Origin of the sequence: Singulisphaera sp. GP187 (assembly GCF_900129635.1) — a bacterium.
GTDB lineage: Bacteria > Planctomycetota > Planctomycetia > Isosphaerales > Isosphaeraceae > Singulisphaera.
The window spans coordinates 2,588,605-2,604,993 of record NZ_FSRB01000002.1 but is presented as its reverse complement, the minus strand read 5'-3'; the positions used below and the strand labels follow the sequence as shown (position 1 = coordinate 2,604,993).

The window sequence follows — 16,389 nt, the reverse complement described above, 5'->3', positions numbered from 1 at the left end:
TCGGTCGGTCGATCGTCAACTTGAGTCGTCTTCAACCGGGCCGATTCGCCATGATCCCAATCGGTTTTGTCGTCACTCGACCGAGACGATCGGCCGACTTTCGAAGTGGACTTTGAGCTTGAGAAAATGCTTCTCGAGAAGATGCCAGCTCAGCCAGGCCATGGACAGCGTGGAAACGGTGGCTAGCGCCACGTAGACGAGGCGTTCGACCGCGACCGAGTCGGTCCACGCCGCCACCCTGGAGGGAACCGAGAGTCCATCGGCAACAAGGATGAAAATCGAGTTATACACGTAGATGCCGTAGCTGTAGCGACCCAGCGAGCGCAAAACACCGAGGTTGAAGAAACGAGCCAGTGGAGCAACCTGGGGAGTGACCACGAGCACGACGATCAAGCAGGCGAAAAAGAGGTCGAGCAACAAATAACCCAGCGTTTGTACCAACGCGTCATGGAACCGGAGCCCCAACCTCCAGAGCATGAGCATAACCAGCGCGGCGCCGCAGAACTTTGCCCCTTTCCTGGCGAGGGGAACGATCGCACCCAGGCCGTGCTCCCCTCGGATCGAGAGCGCGACAAGTGCCCCGATCGCCAACCCGTCCATTCGGCTCAGGGTCAAGGTGTAGGCGCTCAGCACGAGACCCTGCCCGACCAGCCAAAAGCGGACGACCAGAGCAATGGCGATGAGCGCCAGGCAGGCCCGAATGGAAGACCTTCGATCCAGCGTGAACACGAACAGAGGCCAGATCAGGTAGAAATGCTCCTCAACGGCCAACGACCAGTAGTGGCTCAAGGGAAACCATTTGCCGTCAAGCGATATGAGTATGTTCGTGCCATAGGACCAGAGCCAGGGCCAGGCGCGTTCAACGCCCTGGAACCCATGAGTCCAGCGGTTCATCCAGGGGATCAGTCCAAACAGGATCAGGAGGGTGCCGTAGTACAGTGGAAAAATCCGGAGCGCTCGACGCATATAGAAATTTCGGAAGCGATGCACAGACGTTCGAGTGTCGTAGAGGATCCCGGTGATCAAGAACCCCGAGAGGACGAAAAAGAGATTGACGCCACACCAGCCGACCGAAGTCAGCTTGAAAAGGAGTCGGGAGGAGAAGCTCTGTCCCGCCATGCCCATCGTGAAGTGATAGGTCATTACCAGGAGAATGGCCAAGCCACGGGCGCCGTCGAGCACCGTGAGGTGGCCGGAGAGTGGGGTGGACGCGAGCGGCCGATCGGTTTCCTGTGGTATCGTCATCGGATCGTCCGTGATCGTGGTGCGCGGCTCGGCCTCCCGTCGTAAACGGGTGAGTGTCGCTCACGTTGAATTTATCCACTCGTTCCCGGACGGTCTACCCGGGTCTGACCGGTCCGCCGAGGATCGAGCGGGTCGATGGCGATCGCGGCCAAGCTGGAGGGACTGGTTGCACGGGTGTGACTTGTAGCAAGGGAGCCGTAATCCGTGGGGACGGAAAACGGGAGGGATGGGACTTGAGGGAGGGTAGGGGGGGCCGCTCGGTCATTGACTTGACCGAGCGGCCCGAGGGATTCAGCTCTGCACAACGCGAAGCGTGAACTGGCCGGTGACGGGGGCTCCCGCCGGCCCACTCCGCCCCCGAGGCCGGAGGCTCAGGGTGGCGACCCCCTCGGTTCCGATCAAGGATGCGAGCTTCGGCGGAGCGGCGAGCACGGTGTAATTCAGTTGCGTGCTGGTGGGCTTTCGTGACGTCAGGTCGGTTGTGGGCCCCGTCACCAAGGTCACCACATTGCCTCCCGCCTTACGAGCGACGAGCGTGAACACGCCATGCGTATTGGTTGGGGAAGGGGGCAGAGAGGGATTCGACGCGAGCGGGCCGGAGATCTGCACCAATCCCAGGCTCGGAATGCGCGCCGAGCCCGACAGATTTAACACGGATTCACCCCCGGGTACGGACGCCGGGCTCGCGTTGTATCGACCCGTGAACGTAGCGCGAAGCCCAGTCGGGGCGGGTGCCGCGGCGCGATCGACAATGGCCGACACGTGGCTCAAGGCAATTCGATCCTCGAGAGCCCATTGTCCGGAAGGGCGGAATTGGTGTTTCACTCGCATTGCTCGTTAACCTCTTTCGATGTCACGTCATTGGAGGTGGATGGGAGAGCCCTACTCAACGCAAACTGACCCAAACCTTGCTTGAAACCAATCCATGAAAAACATTACCACGAGAGCTTCTGGCAATCTAGACATAACAGGGCAGGTTAGGAAAAGTTTCGCGTAGAATACCGATTCGTTTGTTTTTAGGGATTATTCCGATTATCGCGGTAAAAGCCTCGAGCTCCGAGTCGTGACAACCGGTGGAGTGGGAGTCGTCCGACAACCCCGTTTGGCCAGTGGTCTTTTGGCCATCGTTTGCCAGCTCCCACGGTTGCCCCTTGCATGACCCCGATGGCTCGGACCGTGATCCACCCGAACGAAAACCGCTTGAGGTGATCGAACCGAGAGGACCTTGAAACGACGGAGCGAACGTCTCATGCTGGGTTCGCTCGTCGCACCGCAATGGTTCGGACGGAAATCGGACTTCACACGTGAGACCGGCCAGTCGTCTCACTTTCGGCCGCTCAAGACATCGATAGGAGAGCATTGATGGTCATTCGTGACATGCACCAGTCACGGCGCGGGGGATGTTCAAGGAAATTGGCCATCGCATCGATTCTCGTTGGTTCGTTGACGCCTTTATTTGTCCCTCGACCGAGCCTTGCCGACGACAAGGTCGCGGATGTTGGAGTGGTGTCCCCAGTCCCTCGGCTGCCCCGCGACAATTTGCTGCTCTACCATGATGCCGGTCATGACGTGAAGCCGGTGCGAACTGTTGCCGATTGGCTTCGGCGTCGGGGCGAAATCGTCGCGGGTGCGGAAGCGATCATGGGCCGGCTGCCCGGCCCTGAGAAACGCTGTGCGTTGGACATGAAGGTCGAGGACGAAGTGGATTGCGGCCGTTATGTGCGGCGGTTGATCAGTTACGCCTCGGAGCCCGGCTGCCGCGTCCCCGCCTATCTCTTGATCCCCAAGTCGGCCCTCGGCTCGGCGGGAAAGCCCGCCCCGGCCGTGCTCTGCCTGCATGGCACCGACAATCAGGTGGGGCACGGCACGGTGGTCGGAGTCGGCAACAAGAAAAATCGGCAATACGCGAGCGAACTCGCAGAGCGCGGATTCGTGACACTGGCCCCCAACTATCCCCAACTCGCCAAGTACCAACCCGACCTCAAGGCGCTCGGCTGGCAGAGCGGGACGCTGAAGGCCGTCTGGGACAACATCCGGGGTCTCGACCTGCTCCAGTCACTCCCCGAGGTGAAGCCAGGCGCATTTGGCGTGATCGGGCACTCGCTGGGTGGCCACAACGCCGTCTACACCGCCCTGTTCGATGACCGGATCCAGGTCGTGATCTCGAGTTGTGGGCTCGACTCGTTTCTGGACTACAAAGGGGGCCAGGAATCGGTCTGGATGCCCGAACAGGGTTGGACACAGACGCGTTACATGGCGCGGTTGGCGGACTATCGGAATCGCCTCCAGGACATTCCGTTCGACTTTCATGAACTCATCGGTGCGCTTGCGCCTCGGCAGGTTCTCATCGTGGCTCCTTTACACGACGCGAACTTCAGCGCGGAAAGTGTGGACCGGGTCATCGCCGCGGCAAGCCAGGTCTACAAACTGTACGATCGACCGTCACGACTGAATGTGGAGCATCCGGATTGCCCTCACGACTTTCCCATAGAGATGCGCGAAAAAGCCTATTTGCTCCTCGAGGCCGAGCTCAAGAAGTGAGTTGAGGAATCATCGGTTCGGTTGATCAAGGACTCGGCTTCGATCTCGTGGCGGATCTGGGTGTCAGGGGCTGAGTCTTATTCGCACAAGGGAATGAATTCAGGAACTTTGACACCCAGATCGCTCGGGAGACATCGGCCGGGATCAGGCCTCAGGCGATTCTTGACGCGAGCTCCGCGGTCCAGCTCGATTATCGTCCGTCGGAGTCATCGATGAACTCCGACGCGTCGTGCTTGAGCTTGACCAGGGAGGGGCCGTGGAGATACATCATGTGGCCTGCTTCATAGGTTGTGACCCGGACATTCTTGCGGAGTGGCGCCGCGAGTTTCAGGTGGGCCAAGGTGTAGTCGGTCGCGTCAAACGGGGTTGCCAGGTCGAGATAACCCGAAGCGACCAGCACTTTGAGGTGCGGGTTCTTCCCCATGGCCTCGCGCAGGGCGCTTCCCGTCTCCGGATAACCGAGGCCGGGGGTGCCCCAATCCCACGCGCCGATCTGACCGCCGCCGAGGATATGGTAGGGAAGATCCGACTTGTAGTTCAGTTCCGTGCGCACGTACTGGTTGAACGTGGCGGTGTAGGCGGGACGGACCGCGGCCTCGCTCGGGTCGAACTCGGGCGAAGGTGACCCGGCGTTTTCCACCGTCCCAAGATAGCGACTATCGAACCGGCCGACCGTCTTCCGCTCGTCTCTGAGGAGTTCTTTGCTGAACAGATGTTGCGGAATCCGTAGCTCGTTCAGGTCGATGAACCGCTCGGAGAGCCCCGTGTAGTGGGCCAGTCGCTTGACGATGGTCGTTCGCTCCACGTCCGACAAGCGGTCGCCTTTCCCCAGAGCGGCGAGGTAGTCGCCCTCGGCCCACTTCGCGACCTCGGCGACGAGTTCCCCCAGCCCCAGTCGTTGCAACTCCGCGGGAAGCTTCTTGTGATACCAGGCCGTGGCGGCGTACGACGGGAGAAAGAGTCCGTAGGGAAGCTCGTTGGTTCGTCCGAACCGGATCGTCTGGAAGTCGAGGACGGTTGAGATCAGAATCACCCCGTTCAGCGCGATCCCGTTGTCGGCGAGGTGGCCGGCCAGGCCCGCCGCGCGGGTGGTGCCGTAGCTTTCTCCCACGAGGTAGAGCGGCGATGTCCAACGCTCGTACCGCGACAGGTACATTCTGATGAATTCACTGACCGACGCGATATCGCCGTGGAGTCCATGGAACTTTTTGTTCGATTCCGGCTTGATCGCACGGCTATATCCTGTCTCCACGGGGTCGATGAACACGAGGTCAGTCTTATCGAGCCACGATTCCGCGTTCTCGGTCAATTGATACGGTGGTGGCGGGATCGTCGGGTCCTCGGGAACGACCACGCGCTTCGGTCCAAGGGCGCCGAGGTGGAGCCAGACCGACGAGGAGCCGGGGCCGCCGTTGAATGCAAACATGAGCGGGCGACGCGGTTGATCGTCCTTGGTGTCGACCGTGTAGGCGACGAAGAACATCTTGGCCTCGACCTTGTCCGAGGCGTCGTACAAAGGCATCAGGCCGGCGGTGGCCTTGTACTTGATCGAAGTTCCGCCGACCTTCACTTCGTGTTGCGTGACGATCGGCTTGTCGTCGCCCTTCTCGTCCTTTTTCTCCTTCTCAGCGGCCTTCGGGGTTTCTTTGACGTCGTCGGCCGAGGCCCGGAAGCCCGCGGATTGAACCGCCAAACAGGATGTCAGCAAGAGTGACCACGGTCGCATCGTGTCTTTACGCTCCAGCTCGGGAGGTGAGAAACAGCCTGGCACTTCCAGGACTGTAACAATCACCCTTCCGAGATACCACGCCCGCCTCTTTGTGTGGAACCAGGTTCCTCATTTGAGGGGGCCTCCGCCGCCGAAATGTTCAAGCTCCGAGCAGAGAACGGACCTCACAGGAGTCGAAGCACTGTTGTCTAGGTTCAGCGGGGGCGTTTTGTCGGCCTCGACCGTCTGTCCCAGTGGTTCATCCGTCCCGACCGTGACTCGCACTTGTTCGGATTAATGGCTTTCACGTAAATCGATAGGAATTGTAATCGACTTACAAGAGGATGAGAACTGCGGAAAACGTCGATACGCGAATCGGTAACGTTGCGTCGCCGATTGAGGTTCGACTTCGACTCCGACTCAAAGGGCAAAATACCCATTCAAGAAATTCCGCAAGAACGCGCCTGCGCTCGTTTGGCAACGCCTTCCCTTTCAAGCGTGACCTCAGGAGATCTGCCAGGCGCCCGATCGAAACGACTTAAAATGTCACCCGATCAGGATTTTTTGGGACCATCTTCGCCGAACTGTCGCACTTATTGATGTCGGGCGAATCCCGGACGAGCGACGATTCTCGTCCGATGTCAGTGAGTGAAGACATCATCGCGATATTGATGCCAATCGGGGCGTGCCGTCCGATTGGTCGAGTCTCCAACCTCCAAGAGTTGACAGCCTGCGAAGGTTGAACCGCCGCGAAGCCTTGCGGTTCGGTTCGTTGTGTCTGGCCGATCGCCCCCGCCGGCGGATCGCAGACCTGGTCCGTTGACAGTTCGACAACCGTGAATTCCCCCCCTTTTCTTGGCCAAAGGAGGCGACGATGGCCTCGTTCGTCCGCGCGCTTTACGTCGGGTCCGTGGTCATTTCGGGCCTCGTTTTGAACAGTGGATTTGCTGTTGCCGCCGACTCTCCGCGTGGAGAGAACGCGGGTCAACGCGGTCAAACCAGCAACGGTGGGGCCGAGCAGTCTCCTGGGGAAAGCTCGAACCACGCTGACGCCGCTCAAGCGGAAGTGATCGATGTCCTGGCCGGGGTTCGGTCGCGCCAACTCGCTGTCGTGGCCGAGGGAACCGGGGATGGGCGAATGATTCTTTCCCTGACCAACCGAACCAAGCAAAAGCTGAGGGTGGTTCTTCCACCGGGGCTCGTCGCGTCCGGTCTCACCGGGCAATTCGGTGGGTTTGGCGGCGGTGGAGGCCGCGGAGGGCGTGACGGCCGAGGGGGAGGAGGCATGGGCATGGGTGGAGGTGGGATGGGCATGGGAATGGGCATGGGTGGAGGCGGCATGGGCATGGGGAGAATGGGAGGGGCGAGTGGCGGGATGATGGGCGGAGGGACGATGCCGGCTTCGATGGGGATGATGATGGTGGGCAGGCTGATCATGTCCATGGTGGGCGACCGTGATAGCTGGGATCAGACAACGTTGATGTCAGGGATGATGGGCGGCGGCATGGGTATGGGCGGCATGGGCATGGGAGGAATGGGAATGGGGGGAATGGGCGTCGGCACGGGGGGGCGTGGCGGCGGGTTCCGCTCGGTTCCCGCGGGCAAGACGCCTGAGACGATGCTCAAGGCGAAGGAAACCCGTCGCCTGTCGACGCTCGCCATCAGCCTCGACGGCCCGCGTGACGACGAGTCGGTGAACGTTCCCTTGAAGGGAGAGCGGCTTCAGTTGGGTGAGATCGGCCAACTCAAACGGGGGGTGGCGACCGAACTCGTCGTGCAACGATTGGGCGCTGAGAATGCTCCCGAGACCATGGCCCAACTCGTCCTCTGGAACGTTGCGGCGGGAGTCGATTGGTCGAAGGTTTCGCGGCTCTCACGATCGTGGGCGAACCCAGCAGAGCTGGCCCTCGCGAAACAGTTCGTGTCGGCTCTCAGTCCGACGGGCGTTGCGCTCGGGACTCCTGCTTCCGGTCACCTGTTCTGGGACGAGGAGCGACGGGATTCCGGCACTGATGCGCTCGCAGCCGCCATGTCTCTGCTGCTTCAGAAACATCTCGTGCTCGGTCTTAAGCCCGAACGCGGGATCCCGGGATCACCTCCCGGGCCCGCCCTGGCGTGTCGCCTGATCATCGATGAAGACAAGGTGAACGTTGCTCTTGCCACGTCGGACACGAGAGCACGGGCCTGGTCTGCGCTTGGTTCCCTGGAGATTACGGTCGGGTCGCTGGCGGCTGACCCGGGGGCGATCGAGAGCGAGGCGGCCGAGGTCATTGACATGATGTCGTCACGCCTATTGGAAAAGCTCACTCGCGCCGAGCTGATCAAAGGTCCGAAGTCGAGAGGGAAGGACACGTATACGATTCGCGTCGACAACGGTTCACCGCTGATCCTCAGTGGGCTTGCGATCGCCGGGGCAGAAGCCTCGAAGCCGATTCCGTTCGCCGCACTGGCGGGCCTCAGCGTCTCGCCTCTGACCTCCCTGAGATTGCCTGCCACCCCGGAGATTGTCGAACAACTCGGGCTGAAACAGCGAATTCGGGTCGTCGCAGCCAGCCTCGGCGGATTATGAACTGGCCACGCCGGGGGAGGGGGGTAGCACTGAGACTCCGTCTCGCAAGGTCAGGCTGAATCGGGAAATGAAGGACGTTCAGGTGCCATGGGTTCTGTACACTCGGAACTCGTGCGCCCCAGGCCAAGGCCAAGGCATTCCCGCTTGGGACCCGGAAAATCATCAAAAACTCCGAATCTGTCGTAAGGAAACCGGGTTCTCGTTCCCACGCTCTTGCGCGTGGGAATGCCGTCTGTGACGCTCCGCGTCGTCTTCTCCGGCGGGTGGGGCCGCAGAGCGGCCAGAACGGCATTCCTACGCAGAGCGTGGGAACGAGTTTCTCCCGCGAATTTCGGCCTCCGAGGCGGACCGACGGCCCGGTTTCCTTGCGACAGACTCCAAACTCAGGTGGGATTCGCCATCTGCGACAGGCTCTGAGTTGAGTTCGCCTGGCTATGAAGTTTGCAAAGTTACATATCAGCGAATCCGAATGTCGCGTTGGCCACGGACTTCGACCATTAGAATTTATCACTGCGACAACGAATGCGATTTTACTAGCTTATTGCATTGTGTTATATTTAATACGCATTCATTTATGTAATACTCAATAGTTCGAATCACGAGTGAGTCTACGGGAGTGTTTAGCACTCAAAGGTACAGAGACGCCGGGTGCTCCGATCCCCCGCTCCGGCCGGCCCATGACATCGTAGGCCGTGCCCCCCCTCGTCGGTTTCACGATCAATGACGCAAGAGTGTCGACAGTCGCCCTCTTGAACGAGATCCTGCATCGTGGTCCCGCCTTGCGAGCTGATGATTTCGTTTCAAAAACGCACATTCCGTGCAATTTGAAGCGAATTCATAAAACGTTACAGTCGAGGCGGAACTTCTGGAACAGGGCCGGCACCCTCCCTAGGAGTGGGCTCTGAGAATCGGCCAAGGTGGGAATGTTGTCCAGGCGAACGGCATCGCGTGGTTAGCGATATCAGGCCAGTTGGTGACTCACGAGGCGATCGGCCACCCATTTTCGATCGATTTACGAGCCGAGAGATCATTTTATGGGAATGGCTGAAACGGACGTGCGAGTCGGGACAATGGGCGAGATCGAGTGGGAGCGACCGTTTTTTATCGCTTGGGAGCGACCAGGGCTTGCGCTTGCGTTCTGAGAGACGATCAGTCAATAATATCGCTCAAACTGGAGTCGCCTGACGGTTGCCGCGGAGCACCATCACGCTTGGGAGTGGATCTTCAGACGACACCGTTTTCAATCAATCGAAAGCTCGAGTGTCGCCCTTTGATTCGACTCCACGATAGGTAATGGAAACAGGCCATTCCGATTGAGCCTTCGACTGTTCCGCAGGTCACGAGTCGCGAAGAAGTTGCCCCCTGGCGAAGAACTCACAACTTGCTCAAATTCAGTCACTCGTTGATCGCTCCCACCCCCCCATCCTGACGTTTCAATTCCATTGATGACGTCCTATGAACCTGATCGCCATTCTCTTCAGGGAGTGGGGATCGTGGTTTGTCAGGAAAGGGCGAGGATCACGTGCTTTGAGAGTCACCCTGATGAAGCTTTTTCGGGCACCGAACAGGAGGTTCACCATGTCCTTTCGCAAGACGCTTTCCGTGGGCATTCTCGCATGGAGCACCCTCGGGACTGTGGCCCTCGCCGATCCGATAACAGCGGTGAGCGGGTCGGGGGCATGGACCTTCTGGTCGCAAGCCAGTGGAAACGTGGTTGGAACGCCCACCTACGCGAAGACCGACGTGCCTGTTGCTCCGGTTCCCGTGCCGGCTCCGGCTCCGGCTCCGCAGCCCGTGGTTGCAACTCCGGCTCCTCCGCTCACGCCTTCGTATACGTCCCCAACTCCCCCACCTGTCCAGTCCAGTTCGTCGGCACCCGTCGATGCTTATCTGAACTTCGGGACCGGGAGCTACGCCGGTGCGTCGCTGATGACCAGCGGAGCGATTCAACCTTGGTACGAGAGCCCGACCGTCACCAGCGTCTATGGAGGTGTACCGACGCCCCAGCAGCGGTCGGACTTTGCGAACACCGTCATGAAGAACGTCGAGCAGACTTTCCTGAACAGTGGGATCAACGTGAATCTCTCACTCGACCCCAGCGCTCAGTCGTCGCATACCTTGAGCGTGGTCTCGGGTGCATCGTACGCTCCGAATCCCAACGCGATCGGAATTACCGAGGTCGGCGGGAACGGTTTCAGTTTCATCGACAAGTTGGGTTTCGCCAAATCGTTGGATCAACTCGAGTGGGCGGACGCACATAACATTGCTCACGAGTTGATGCACGCCTTCGGAGTGGCCACTCACCACGACCAGACCGGGACGTATCTCGACGCGGCGACCGCAACCTGGGATATGCTCACTTCACCGAGCACAAAATTCAGCCCGGAGGCGACCACGGACATTCTGGCTCATCTGAGCCAGAACCATGGAAGCTCCGCCGTGACGGTGGGAGCTGAGATGCTCGGGCTTTCCTCACTCTCCGAGAAGTCGGGTTTCCATTGCCCGTTTTGTCAGCAAGGGTATGCTCCAACGGGAACACCGGCGCTGGAGGTGAATGCCGCCCCCGTGCCGGAACCGACGACCATGGCCTTGTGGACCGCGGGTGCCGTGGCCACAATCTTGTTCGTGCGGAAGCGTCGAGAAAAAGAGTCAAACAACACTCGTGGCTTCGCGGCTGAACTCGCACGCTGAGCCCCGTCTCGGATGATCTGATATGCCGATTCTACCGGAACCACCACTGACGGCCTTTGGCTCGAACGAACCGCGGCGGTGGGTCCGGGTTCCTCCGGTGGCTGATGGACATCACGCGGCGAGCCAGGGAATGATCCAACTGGCCTCCGAGCAGGTGGAGCCGGGAGCTGCGATCATCCTCGGGGCCGGCCCCTGCCAGGAGATTCCCTTGCCGGCGCTGACCGAGCGGTTTGCGTCGGTCACGCTCAACGATTGGAATGAATCGTCGCTGGAGCAAGTGGCCGTCAGCCCCGAACGGTCGTCGAAGGTTCTCCGACTCGTCGCCGACCTCACCGGGGTCACCACTCAGTTTCTGGAGCAAGTGACCGAATCGCTCGCGACGACGGACGATCCTGAACAGGCGATCGAGAAGATCTCAGCGCTCGCCGACGCGGTAACCCCCCAAGTTTTCAGCACGGGGCAATCGTACGACCTTGTCGTCGCGTCGTGTGTTCTGTGCCAGCTTCATCTGGAAGCCTGCAATCAGGCGCTGGCGCTGTTCGGTGCCACGTTTCCCCAGCAAGTGCAACAGTTCCGTGCTTCGACACGGTGGGTTCAGGCGATGTACGGCTTGGCGCGTCGAATGGAACGGGCCTTCATCGAGACCGTTCACGGACTCGTCGCTTCGAAGGGTCGGATCTATCTCTCGGAAACGATTCAAGGATGCTTTATCCATCTGAACCCTGAAGGTCACTGGATGACCGACGGGATGTACCGGATGACGCACACCCTCGAACTGTCGGACTACCTCGACGCACGTTTTCATGTCGAAGAGTTCGGTAAATGGGTCTGGGTGATGCCGCCGTCTTCCGAACTCGGTTTCGTGGGGCGACTCTACAAGGTTCAGGGATTCATTCTCTCAATCAAGTAATCCTGCTTCAATGCGTTCGATTCACCTTGGGCGCGGTGCCAGGCTCACGCCGACCTCGTCCCGCCCCTCAAATCGCTCCGCCTGTGATCCACCCGACCGAAAATCGCTCTCAGCAGGTGGACCTGGTCTTCCTTGATATTGAACAATGTGCAAGCCCTGGGCCCCACGGCTTGGACTCAACCCGTGAGCCAAAAATCTGGGCGATCGCTCACGGCTTGAGTCCAACTCGAGGCACCCAGCGGCCATTAAATCCCCGCGGTCGCCCGTCAGAAAATCAAGAGAAACCGAGACCAGAGGCTTAGACTCAACCCGTCGTTGTGGGCGCGGCATAAGCCTCGAGAATGGCCTCGACCAAAACCGCCTCATGAGGGGGAGTCGAGGGTCGAAGCCGTCTTGGTTGGTGGTTCCGTCGCTTCGTTCTCTGGCCATCCCCCCTCACTCAGCGCTTTCTGAAGCGCCTCTCGCGAGCGAAAAAGACGCGATCGCACCGTCCCGACGGGAACACGGAGGAGATCGGCGATCGCCCCGTAGTCCATTTGCTCCACTTCCCTGAGCAAGAAGACTTCACGGAACCGCTCAGGCAGTTGCGCAATGGCCGCATCGATCCGGACACCCAGTTCTCTGGCCTCGAGCGTTCGCGACGCTTCCCCTTCTTTCTGATTTTCCGAGCGGTGTGAACATGCCCTCTCTTCATGACATCGACGTCGTTTCCGACAACGATTCAAATGGAGACTGCGATGGACGACCGCCCGAGAGAGCCACCCAGTCGGGTTCGGAGGGAGTCGGCCTGCGCGCCAGAGACTGGTCAGAGCCTCCTGCACGGCGTCCTCCGCCATGTCGTCGCTCCGCAGGATCCGCCTCGCCAAGCGGTGGAGTTGATCGAGCAGCGGTGCCACGATTTCCGCGAATTCGAGATGCCACGGACGCTGGCTCGGCCCTTCCGCGGAGTGGGCCGGCACTTCGTTGGGAATGCAGGACGGAGACTCGGTTCCAATTTCGGCATGGTGATCCGGTTTTTTCAATGGGCCGAGCTCTTCCCTCGGCGCATGCGCGGTCCTCACCGACATCGTCGGCTCCTGTTCAATTGGCGTGCCACGAGCGTGAGCCCGAGAGGCCGGTTATTGACCTCGGACGACCTTCGTAACCGCTCCTGGATTGGTTGCGATCGGCCACTTCAGCGCAGGTTGGCGGGCGATCGTCGGTCGGTGCGTGGCCGCGCTCGAATCGACCCTGAGCGAACTCACCGCTCGACGATCGAAGAGGGGGAGACCAGGGCCGTTTCGTCGCGCAACGGGCGACTGTCCGCGATGCGAGCAAGCAGCATGATTGCCTTAGCTTAGATAAGGCTCGCCATGTGGGCAGGTGGGGCGCGCGGGCTGCCGGAGGAATGCGGATCGGTTGCCGCGATCGCGATCGAGAGGATCGTGACGTGAACTGGGTTCAGAGGCCGGGAGCTGAGCGTCGTCGTTCGGATCGACAACTGCCCTTGCGACTGGAAATCGCAGAGTGGGCAATGGTCGTTTGCCGCAGAGATCGACTTGTTTGATCCCTCGTCGCAATGACCGCCGGCGTGGTCATGATGCGCGGAGGTCGCGTCCACGAACGAGTGCAGCCCCGTGCCGCACAGCGAAACCAACCCATAAAGGGCCAGTAGCCATGAGACCAGGAAGAGCCGGACAGGTCGGGACAAGGTTCTTATTCCTGCGCAAGAGATCGAAGGTGCTCCGATCGCGAGAGCCTGCGAGCCGGGCGACGAGGAAGGTCAGTCCGTCGGCAAGACCCGTACGAAGTCGGGCGATCGACGGCTTGATTCTCAACAGCATTTGGAGAGTTGTCAACCGACAAAGTCAGCGATTCCGCCACCTTCCGGATCGCCAATAAAATCATGATAAACCTTGGGAACTTTCGTGCTTCGAGCGGCACTCTGATGAGTTCGGGAGCTCGCCGGCCGATCACCTTGACGCGACGACCCGGTTCGCTGACACTTGTCGTCGGTGATCGGAATCAAGTCAAACGACGCAACGGGAGAAGACGCATGGGGGATTGTCACACGGGGAAGCGGCTGGCCTTGGTGGTGGGACTGGTGGTCGTATTTGCGCTCGTGCCCGTACTGTTGACCGCTGGCCGCGGGAAGGCACTGGCGACCGAAAAGCCAGGCGCAGAGACAGTGGTTGCCGAGGCACGTGTCCTGGTCACGGAGTTGGAGACGCAACTCCGAACGACGGCAATGAACCTCAAGAAGGCCAAGCAGCGGTTGGCACGACTGGAAAGGAGCGCGGAGCCGTCACCGAAGGAGGAACTCAATCCGGTCGCCGATGCCGGTGCCGATCAGACCGATCTGGTGGAAGGCGTGTGGCGGATTGTTGGGGTCAACGGCCACGAGGGCGGCAATTATCAGAAGCCGCCCTACGATGAATACAAGATCATGTCCGCCGGCCATTATCTCTGGCTGTCATTCTCCCCGGAGACCGGCAAAGTCCTCCGCTCGGGCGGCGGGGAGTATTCCATCAGAGACGGCAAGTATAAGGCGCAGATCGAGTATTCGAACAGTGAAGACCTCCTCGTACTTGCCGGTCAGGAATATAAGGGCACCTTCAAGCTCGAGGGTAAGAAGTGGTATCACTTCGGGAAGGTCCCCAACGGTGCGGTGTTCGACGAACTCTGGGAACGTGTGCATTAACGCCCGACGATCCTTGACGCCTTCGTGATTCCCCTCCTCACGGCTGCGACGGTCAGGCAAAACGGTCGGCCGTTCACGACTGCCTCGGTGAGTTTATCCACCGAGGGTTAGTCGAATCCGCCGAACCCTCTGGGCCAGGCGGGCGGATGGATCAATTGGAGGTTGTTGCGGTGTAGCCGGGGCCGCGGACAGCGCGGCCGGGCTTGGCGCCGGTGTGTTTGCCGTCGTCGACCACGAGCACACCGTTGACGATTACGGAGCGGATGCCGATGGAGTTCTGGTGCGGCTGCTCGAAGGTGGCACGGTCAGCGATGGTGGCGGGGTCGAACACAACGATGTCGGCGCGGAAGCCTTCGCGGAGCAATCCACGATCGCGGATCGAGAGGCGGGCGGCGACGGCAGAGGTCATCTTGCGGATTGCGTCTTCCAAGGGGATCACCGACTCGTCGCGGACGTACTTGCCCAAGATCCGGGGAAATGTGCCGTAAGAGCGGGGATGAGTCAGGCCTTTCGCCGTCGCAGGGTCGTGGCCCGATGCGTCCGTGCCGAATTTGATCCAGGGTTGCTGGAGTTGCCGCTTCACATTCGCTTCGGACATCATGAAATAGATCGTGCTGACCCGCTGGTGTTCGGCTTCGATCAAATCGAGGGCGGTGTCGATCCAGTCCTTTCCCCGATCCTTGGCGATCTCGGAGAGACGCATGCCGATGTACTTCTTATGCTCAGGCTTGTTGAGACCGAGGACCATCACCCCTTCCGGCGTCGAGAGTTCGGCCAGATTCTCCCAATCCGAGGTGGGGTGGAGGATCTCCTCGCGGATCTTGGTCCGGATCTCGGGATCGGCCAGGTTTGCGAACAACTTGCCATCGGCCGAGGCCCAGGGGGGCAGGCAGGCGGTCAGGCCGGTGCCGGCGGCGTCGTACGGGTACATGTCGGCGCCCACGTCCTGGCCCCGAGCACGGGCGTCGGCGATCCGGGCGATGGCGGCGGCGGCCTTGTCCCAGTTCCGCTTGCCCGCGGCCTTGAGGTGGTAGATCTCGACCGGCACGCCCCCCTCGCGACCGATCCGGATCGCCTCGTCGATCCCTTCCAGGAGGCGGTCGGCCTCGGATCGCATATGGGTGATGTAGATGCCACCATAGGGAGCCATGGCGCGGGAGAGCGCAATCAGATCCTCGGTCGAGACGAAGCTATCGGGCGGGTAGATCAGGGCCGAGGCCAGGCCGAAGGCGCCGTCTTTCATGGCATCGCGGACCAGCCGCTTCATGAGTTCCAGCTCGTCGGCGGTGGGGGCACCCGGCGTCATCCCCTTGGCGTAGCCCCGGATCGTCGCCGAACCGACGAACGATCCGAAGTTGACCGACCCGCCATGGGCCTCCATGGCCCGGAGCCAGGCGTCGAAGCCACGGGGACCATCGAAGCGGGAGACCTTCCGCGACGGCGCGTTCGAGTCTCCTTCGCCCAGAATCTCGGTGGTCACGCCCTGCGTCACCTTGCCGATCAGGCGACCGTCGCCGGAGAGCAATTCGTCGCGTGAGTGGCCCTGGATGTCGATGAAACCGGGGGCGACGATCAGCCCTGAGGCGTCGACCCGTTTCTTGGTCGGAGCGTCACCGAGTTGGCCGGCGGGGGTGATTCGCGCGATCGTGTCGCCTCGAATTGCCAGATCGCCCAGGAACCAGGCGTTACCGGTCCCGTCCACCACCCGGCCGCCGGTCAGGATCAGGTCGTAGGGCGGATCCTCGGCGCCCCGGGCAAGGGTGGCCATCGTCATGACCAGGCAAGCAACCAGGACGGATTGGAAAGGGAGTCGAAACATGGAGACATCTCGGTTCGTCGGCGAAGCCTTCCCCGCGCCGACGCGACCCGGGTCCCGGCCTAACAAGCTCCGAGGATAATCCCGCCTCGCCCCATCGGCAACCGCCCGGCCTCACTTAAGTTTGGCCGGGCGGTACACACGGTCCGAAGGTCACCCCTGGATATCCTCGGTGAGCTCGTTGGGAATGGAGCTGAGTCTCCGCCATTTTTGCCGACGAAATCACATT

11 protein-coding genes are annotated in these 16,389 nt (G+C 60.6%); 5 read left to right on the top strand and 6 right to left on the bottom strand.

The genetic code is table 11. From position 1 onward, the window contains the following. Positions 1-72: 72 nt before the first annotated feature. Together BUS42_RS34460 and BUS42_RS34455 are read right to left on the bottom strand one after the other, a co-directional pair. The gene (locus BUS42_RS34460) at positions 73-1,245 is read right to left on the bottom strand and encodes an acyltransferase family protein (protein WP_074314699.1); all 1,173 of its coding nucleotides are present in this window, start codon (positions 1,243-1,245) and stop codon (positions 73-75) included. Between the two features lie 291 nt (positions 1,246-1,536). After that, positions 1,537-2,007, bottom strand: a complete 471-nt coding sequence (locus tag BUS42_RS34455) for a hypothetical protein (RefSeq protein WP_254054032.1) — start codon at positions 2,005-2,007, stop codon at positions 1,537-1,539. Positions 2,008-2,751: 744 nt separating this feature from the next. Here BUS42_RS34455 and BUS42_RS34450 point away from each other — a divergent pair. Then, positions 2,752-3,786: an alpha/beta hydrolase family protein gene (locus BUS42_RS34450; RefSeq protein ID WP_074315699.1), complete on the top strand. Its 1,035-nt coding sequence runs from the start codon at positions 2,752-2,754 to the stop codon at positions 3,784-3,786. A gap of 190 nt (positions 3,787-3,976) precedes the next feature. On the opposite strand, the gene BUS42_RS34445 is transcribed toward BUS42_RS34450, so the two are convergent. Then, the gene (locus tag BUS42_RS34445; RefSeq protein WP_143206610.1) at positions 3,977-5,512 is read right to left on the bottom strand and encodes a S10 family peptidase; all 1,536 of its coding nucleotides are present in this window, start codon (positions 5,510-5,512) and stop codon (positions 3,977-3,979) included. Positions 5,513-6,368: 856 nt separating this feature from the next. On the opposite strand from BUS42_RS34445, the gene BUS42_RS34440 reads away from it, so the two are divergent. The 3 genes from BUS42_RS34440 (at position 6,369) to BUS42_RS34430 (ending at position 11,664) form a co-directional block, all read left to right on the top strand. After that, positions 6,369-8,063, top strand: coding sequence for a hypothetical protein (locus BUS42_RS34440; protein ID WP_074314695.1), 1,695 nt, complete (start codon positions 6,369-6,371; stop codon positions 8,061-8,063). A gap of 1,578 nt (positions 8,064-9,641) precedes the next feature. After that, on the top strand, positions 9,642-10,754 hold the full coding sequence (locus BUS42_RS34435) for a PEP-CTERM sorting domain-containing protein (protein ID WP_143206609.1): 1,113 nt from the start codon (positions 9,642-9,644) through the stop codon (positions 10,752-10,754). Between the two features lie 22 nt (positions 10,755-10,776). Continuing rightward, positions 10,777-11,664: a hypothetical protein gene (locus BUS42_RS34430; protein ID WP_074314693.1), complete on the top strand. Its 888-nt coding sequence runs from the start codon at positions 10,777-10,779 to the stop codon at positions 11,662-11,664. A 362-nt stretch (positions 11,665-12,026) separates the two neighbouring features. Here BUS42_RS34430 and BUS42_RS34425 read toward each other — a convergent pair whose 3' ends face one another. Both BUS42_RS34425 and BUS42_RS34420 read right to left on the bottom strand, forming a co-directional pair. Continuing rightward, entirely contained in the window at positions 12,027-12,731 is a 705-nt protein-coding gene (locus BUS42_RS34425) for an RNA polymerase sigma factor (RefSeq protein ID WP_074314691.1), read from the bottom strand. Between the two features lie 269 nt (positions 12,732-13,000). Beyond that, complete coding sequence (locus BUS42_RS34420) at positions 13,001-13,354, bottom strand: hypothetical protein (protein WP_074314689.1); 354 nt, start codon at positions 13,352-13,354, stop codon at positions 13,001-13,003. Between the two features lie 345 nt (positions 13,355-13,699). Here BUS42_RS34420 and BUS42_RS34415 point away from each other — a divergent pair, with 345 nt between their 5' ends. Then, a complete protein-coding gene (locus BUS42_RS34415; protein WP_143206608.1) occupies positions 13,700-14,344 on the top strand; it encodes a hypothetical protein in 645 nt (214 codons plus the stop codon). Positions 14,345-14,495: 151 nt separating this feature from the next. Here the strand turns inward: BUS42_RS34415 and BUS42_RS34410 are convergent, their stop codons facing one another. Further along, positions 14,496-16,163 carry an N-acyl-D-amino-acid deacylase family protein gene (locus BUS42_RS34410; RefSeq protein ID WP_083670975.1) on the bottom strand — a complete coding sequence of 556 codons (1,668 nt, stop codon included), beginning with the start codon at positions 16,161-16,163 and terminating at the stop codon, positions 14,496-14,498. Between the last annotated feature and the right edge of the window lie 226 nt (positions 16,164-16,389).

What these genes read in the sequence shown, in the direction of transcription:
- BUS42_RS34435 (WP_143206609.1), top strand. Translation starts at nt 9,642, where the DNA reads ATGTCCTTTCGCAAGACGCTTTCCGTGGGCATTCTCGCATGGAGCACC.
- BUS42_RS34415 (WP_143206608.1), top strand. Translation starts at nt 13,700, where the DNA reads ATGGGGGATTGTCACACGGGGAAGCGGCTGGCCTTGGTGGTGGGACTG.
- BUS42_RS34440 (WP_074314695.1), top strand. Translation starts at nt 6,369, where the DNA reads ATGGCCTCGTTCGTCCGCGCGCTTTACGTCGGGTCCGTGGTCATTTCG.
- BUS42_RS34430 (WP_074314693.1), top strand. Translation starts at nt 10,777, where the DNA reads ATGCCGATTCTACCGGAACCACCACTGACGGCCTTTGGCTCGAACGAA.
- BUS42_RS34445 (WP_143206610.1), bottom strand. Translation starts at nt 5,512, where the DNA reads ATGCGACCGTGGTCACTCTTGCTGACATCCTGTTTGGCGGTTCAATCC.
- BUS42_RS34460 (WP_074314699.1), bottom strand. Translation starts at nt 1,245, where the DNA reads ATGACGATACCACAGGAAACCGATCGGCCGCTCGCGTCCACCCCACTC.
- BUS42_RS34425 (WP_074314691.1), bottom strand. Translation starts at nt 12,731, where the DNA reads ATGTCGGTGAGGACCGCGCATGCGCCGAGGGAAGAGCTCGGCCCATTG.
- BUS42_RS34410 (WP_083670975.1), bottom strand. Translation starts at nt 16,163, where the DNA reads ATGTTTCGACTCCCTTTCCAATCCGTCCTGGTTGCTTGCCTGGTCATG.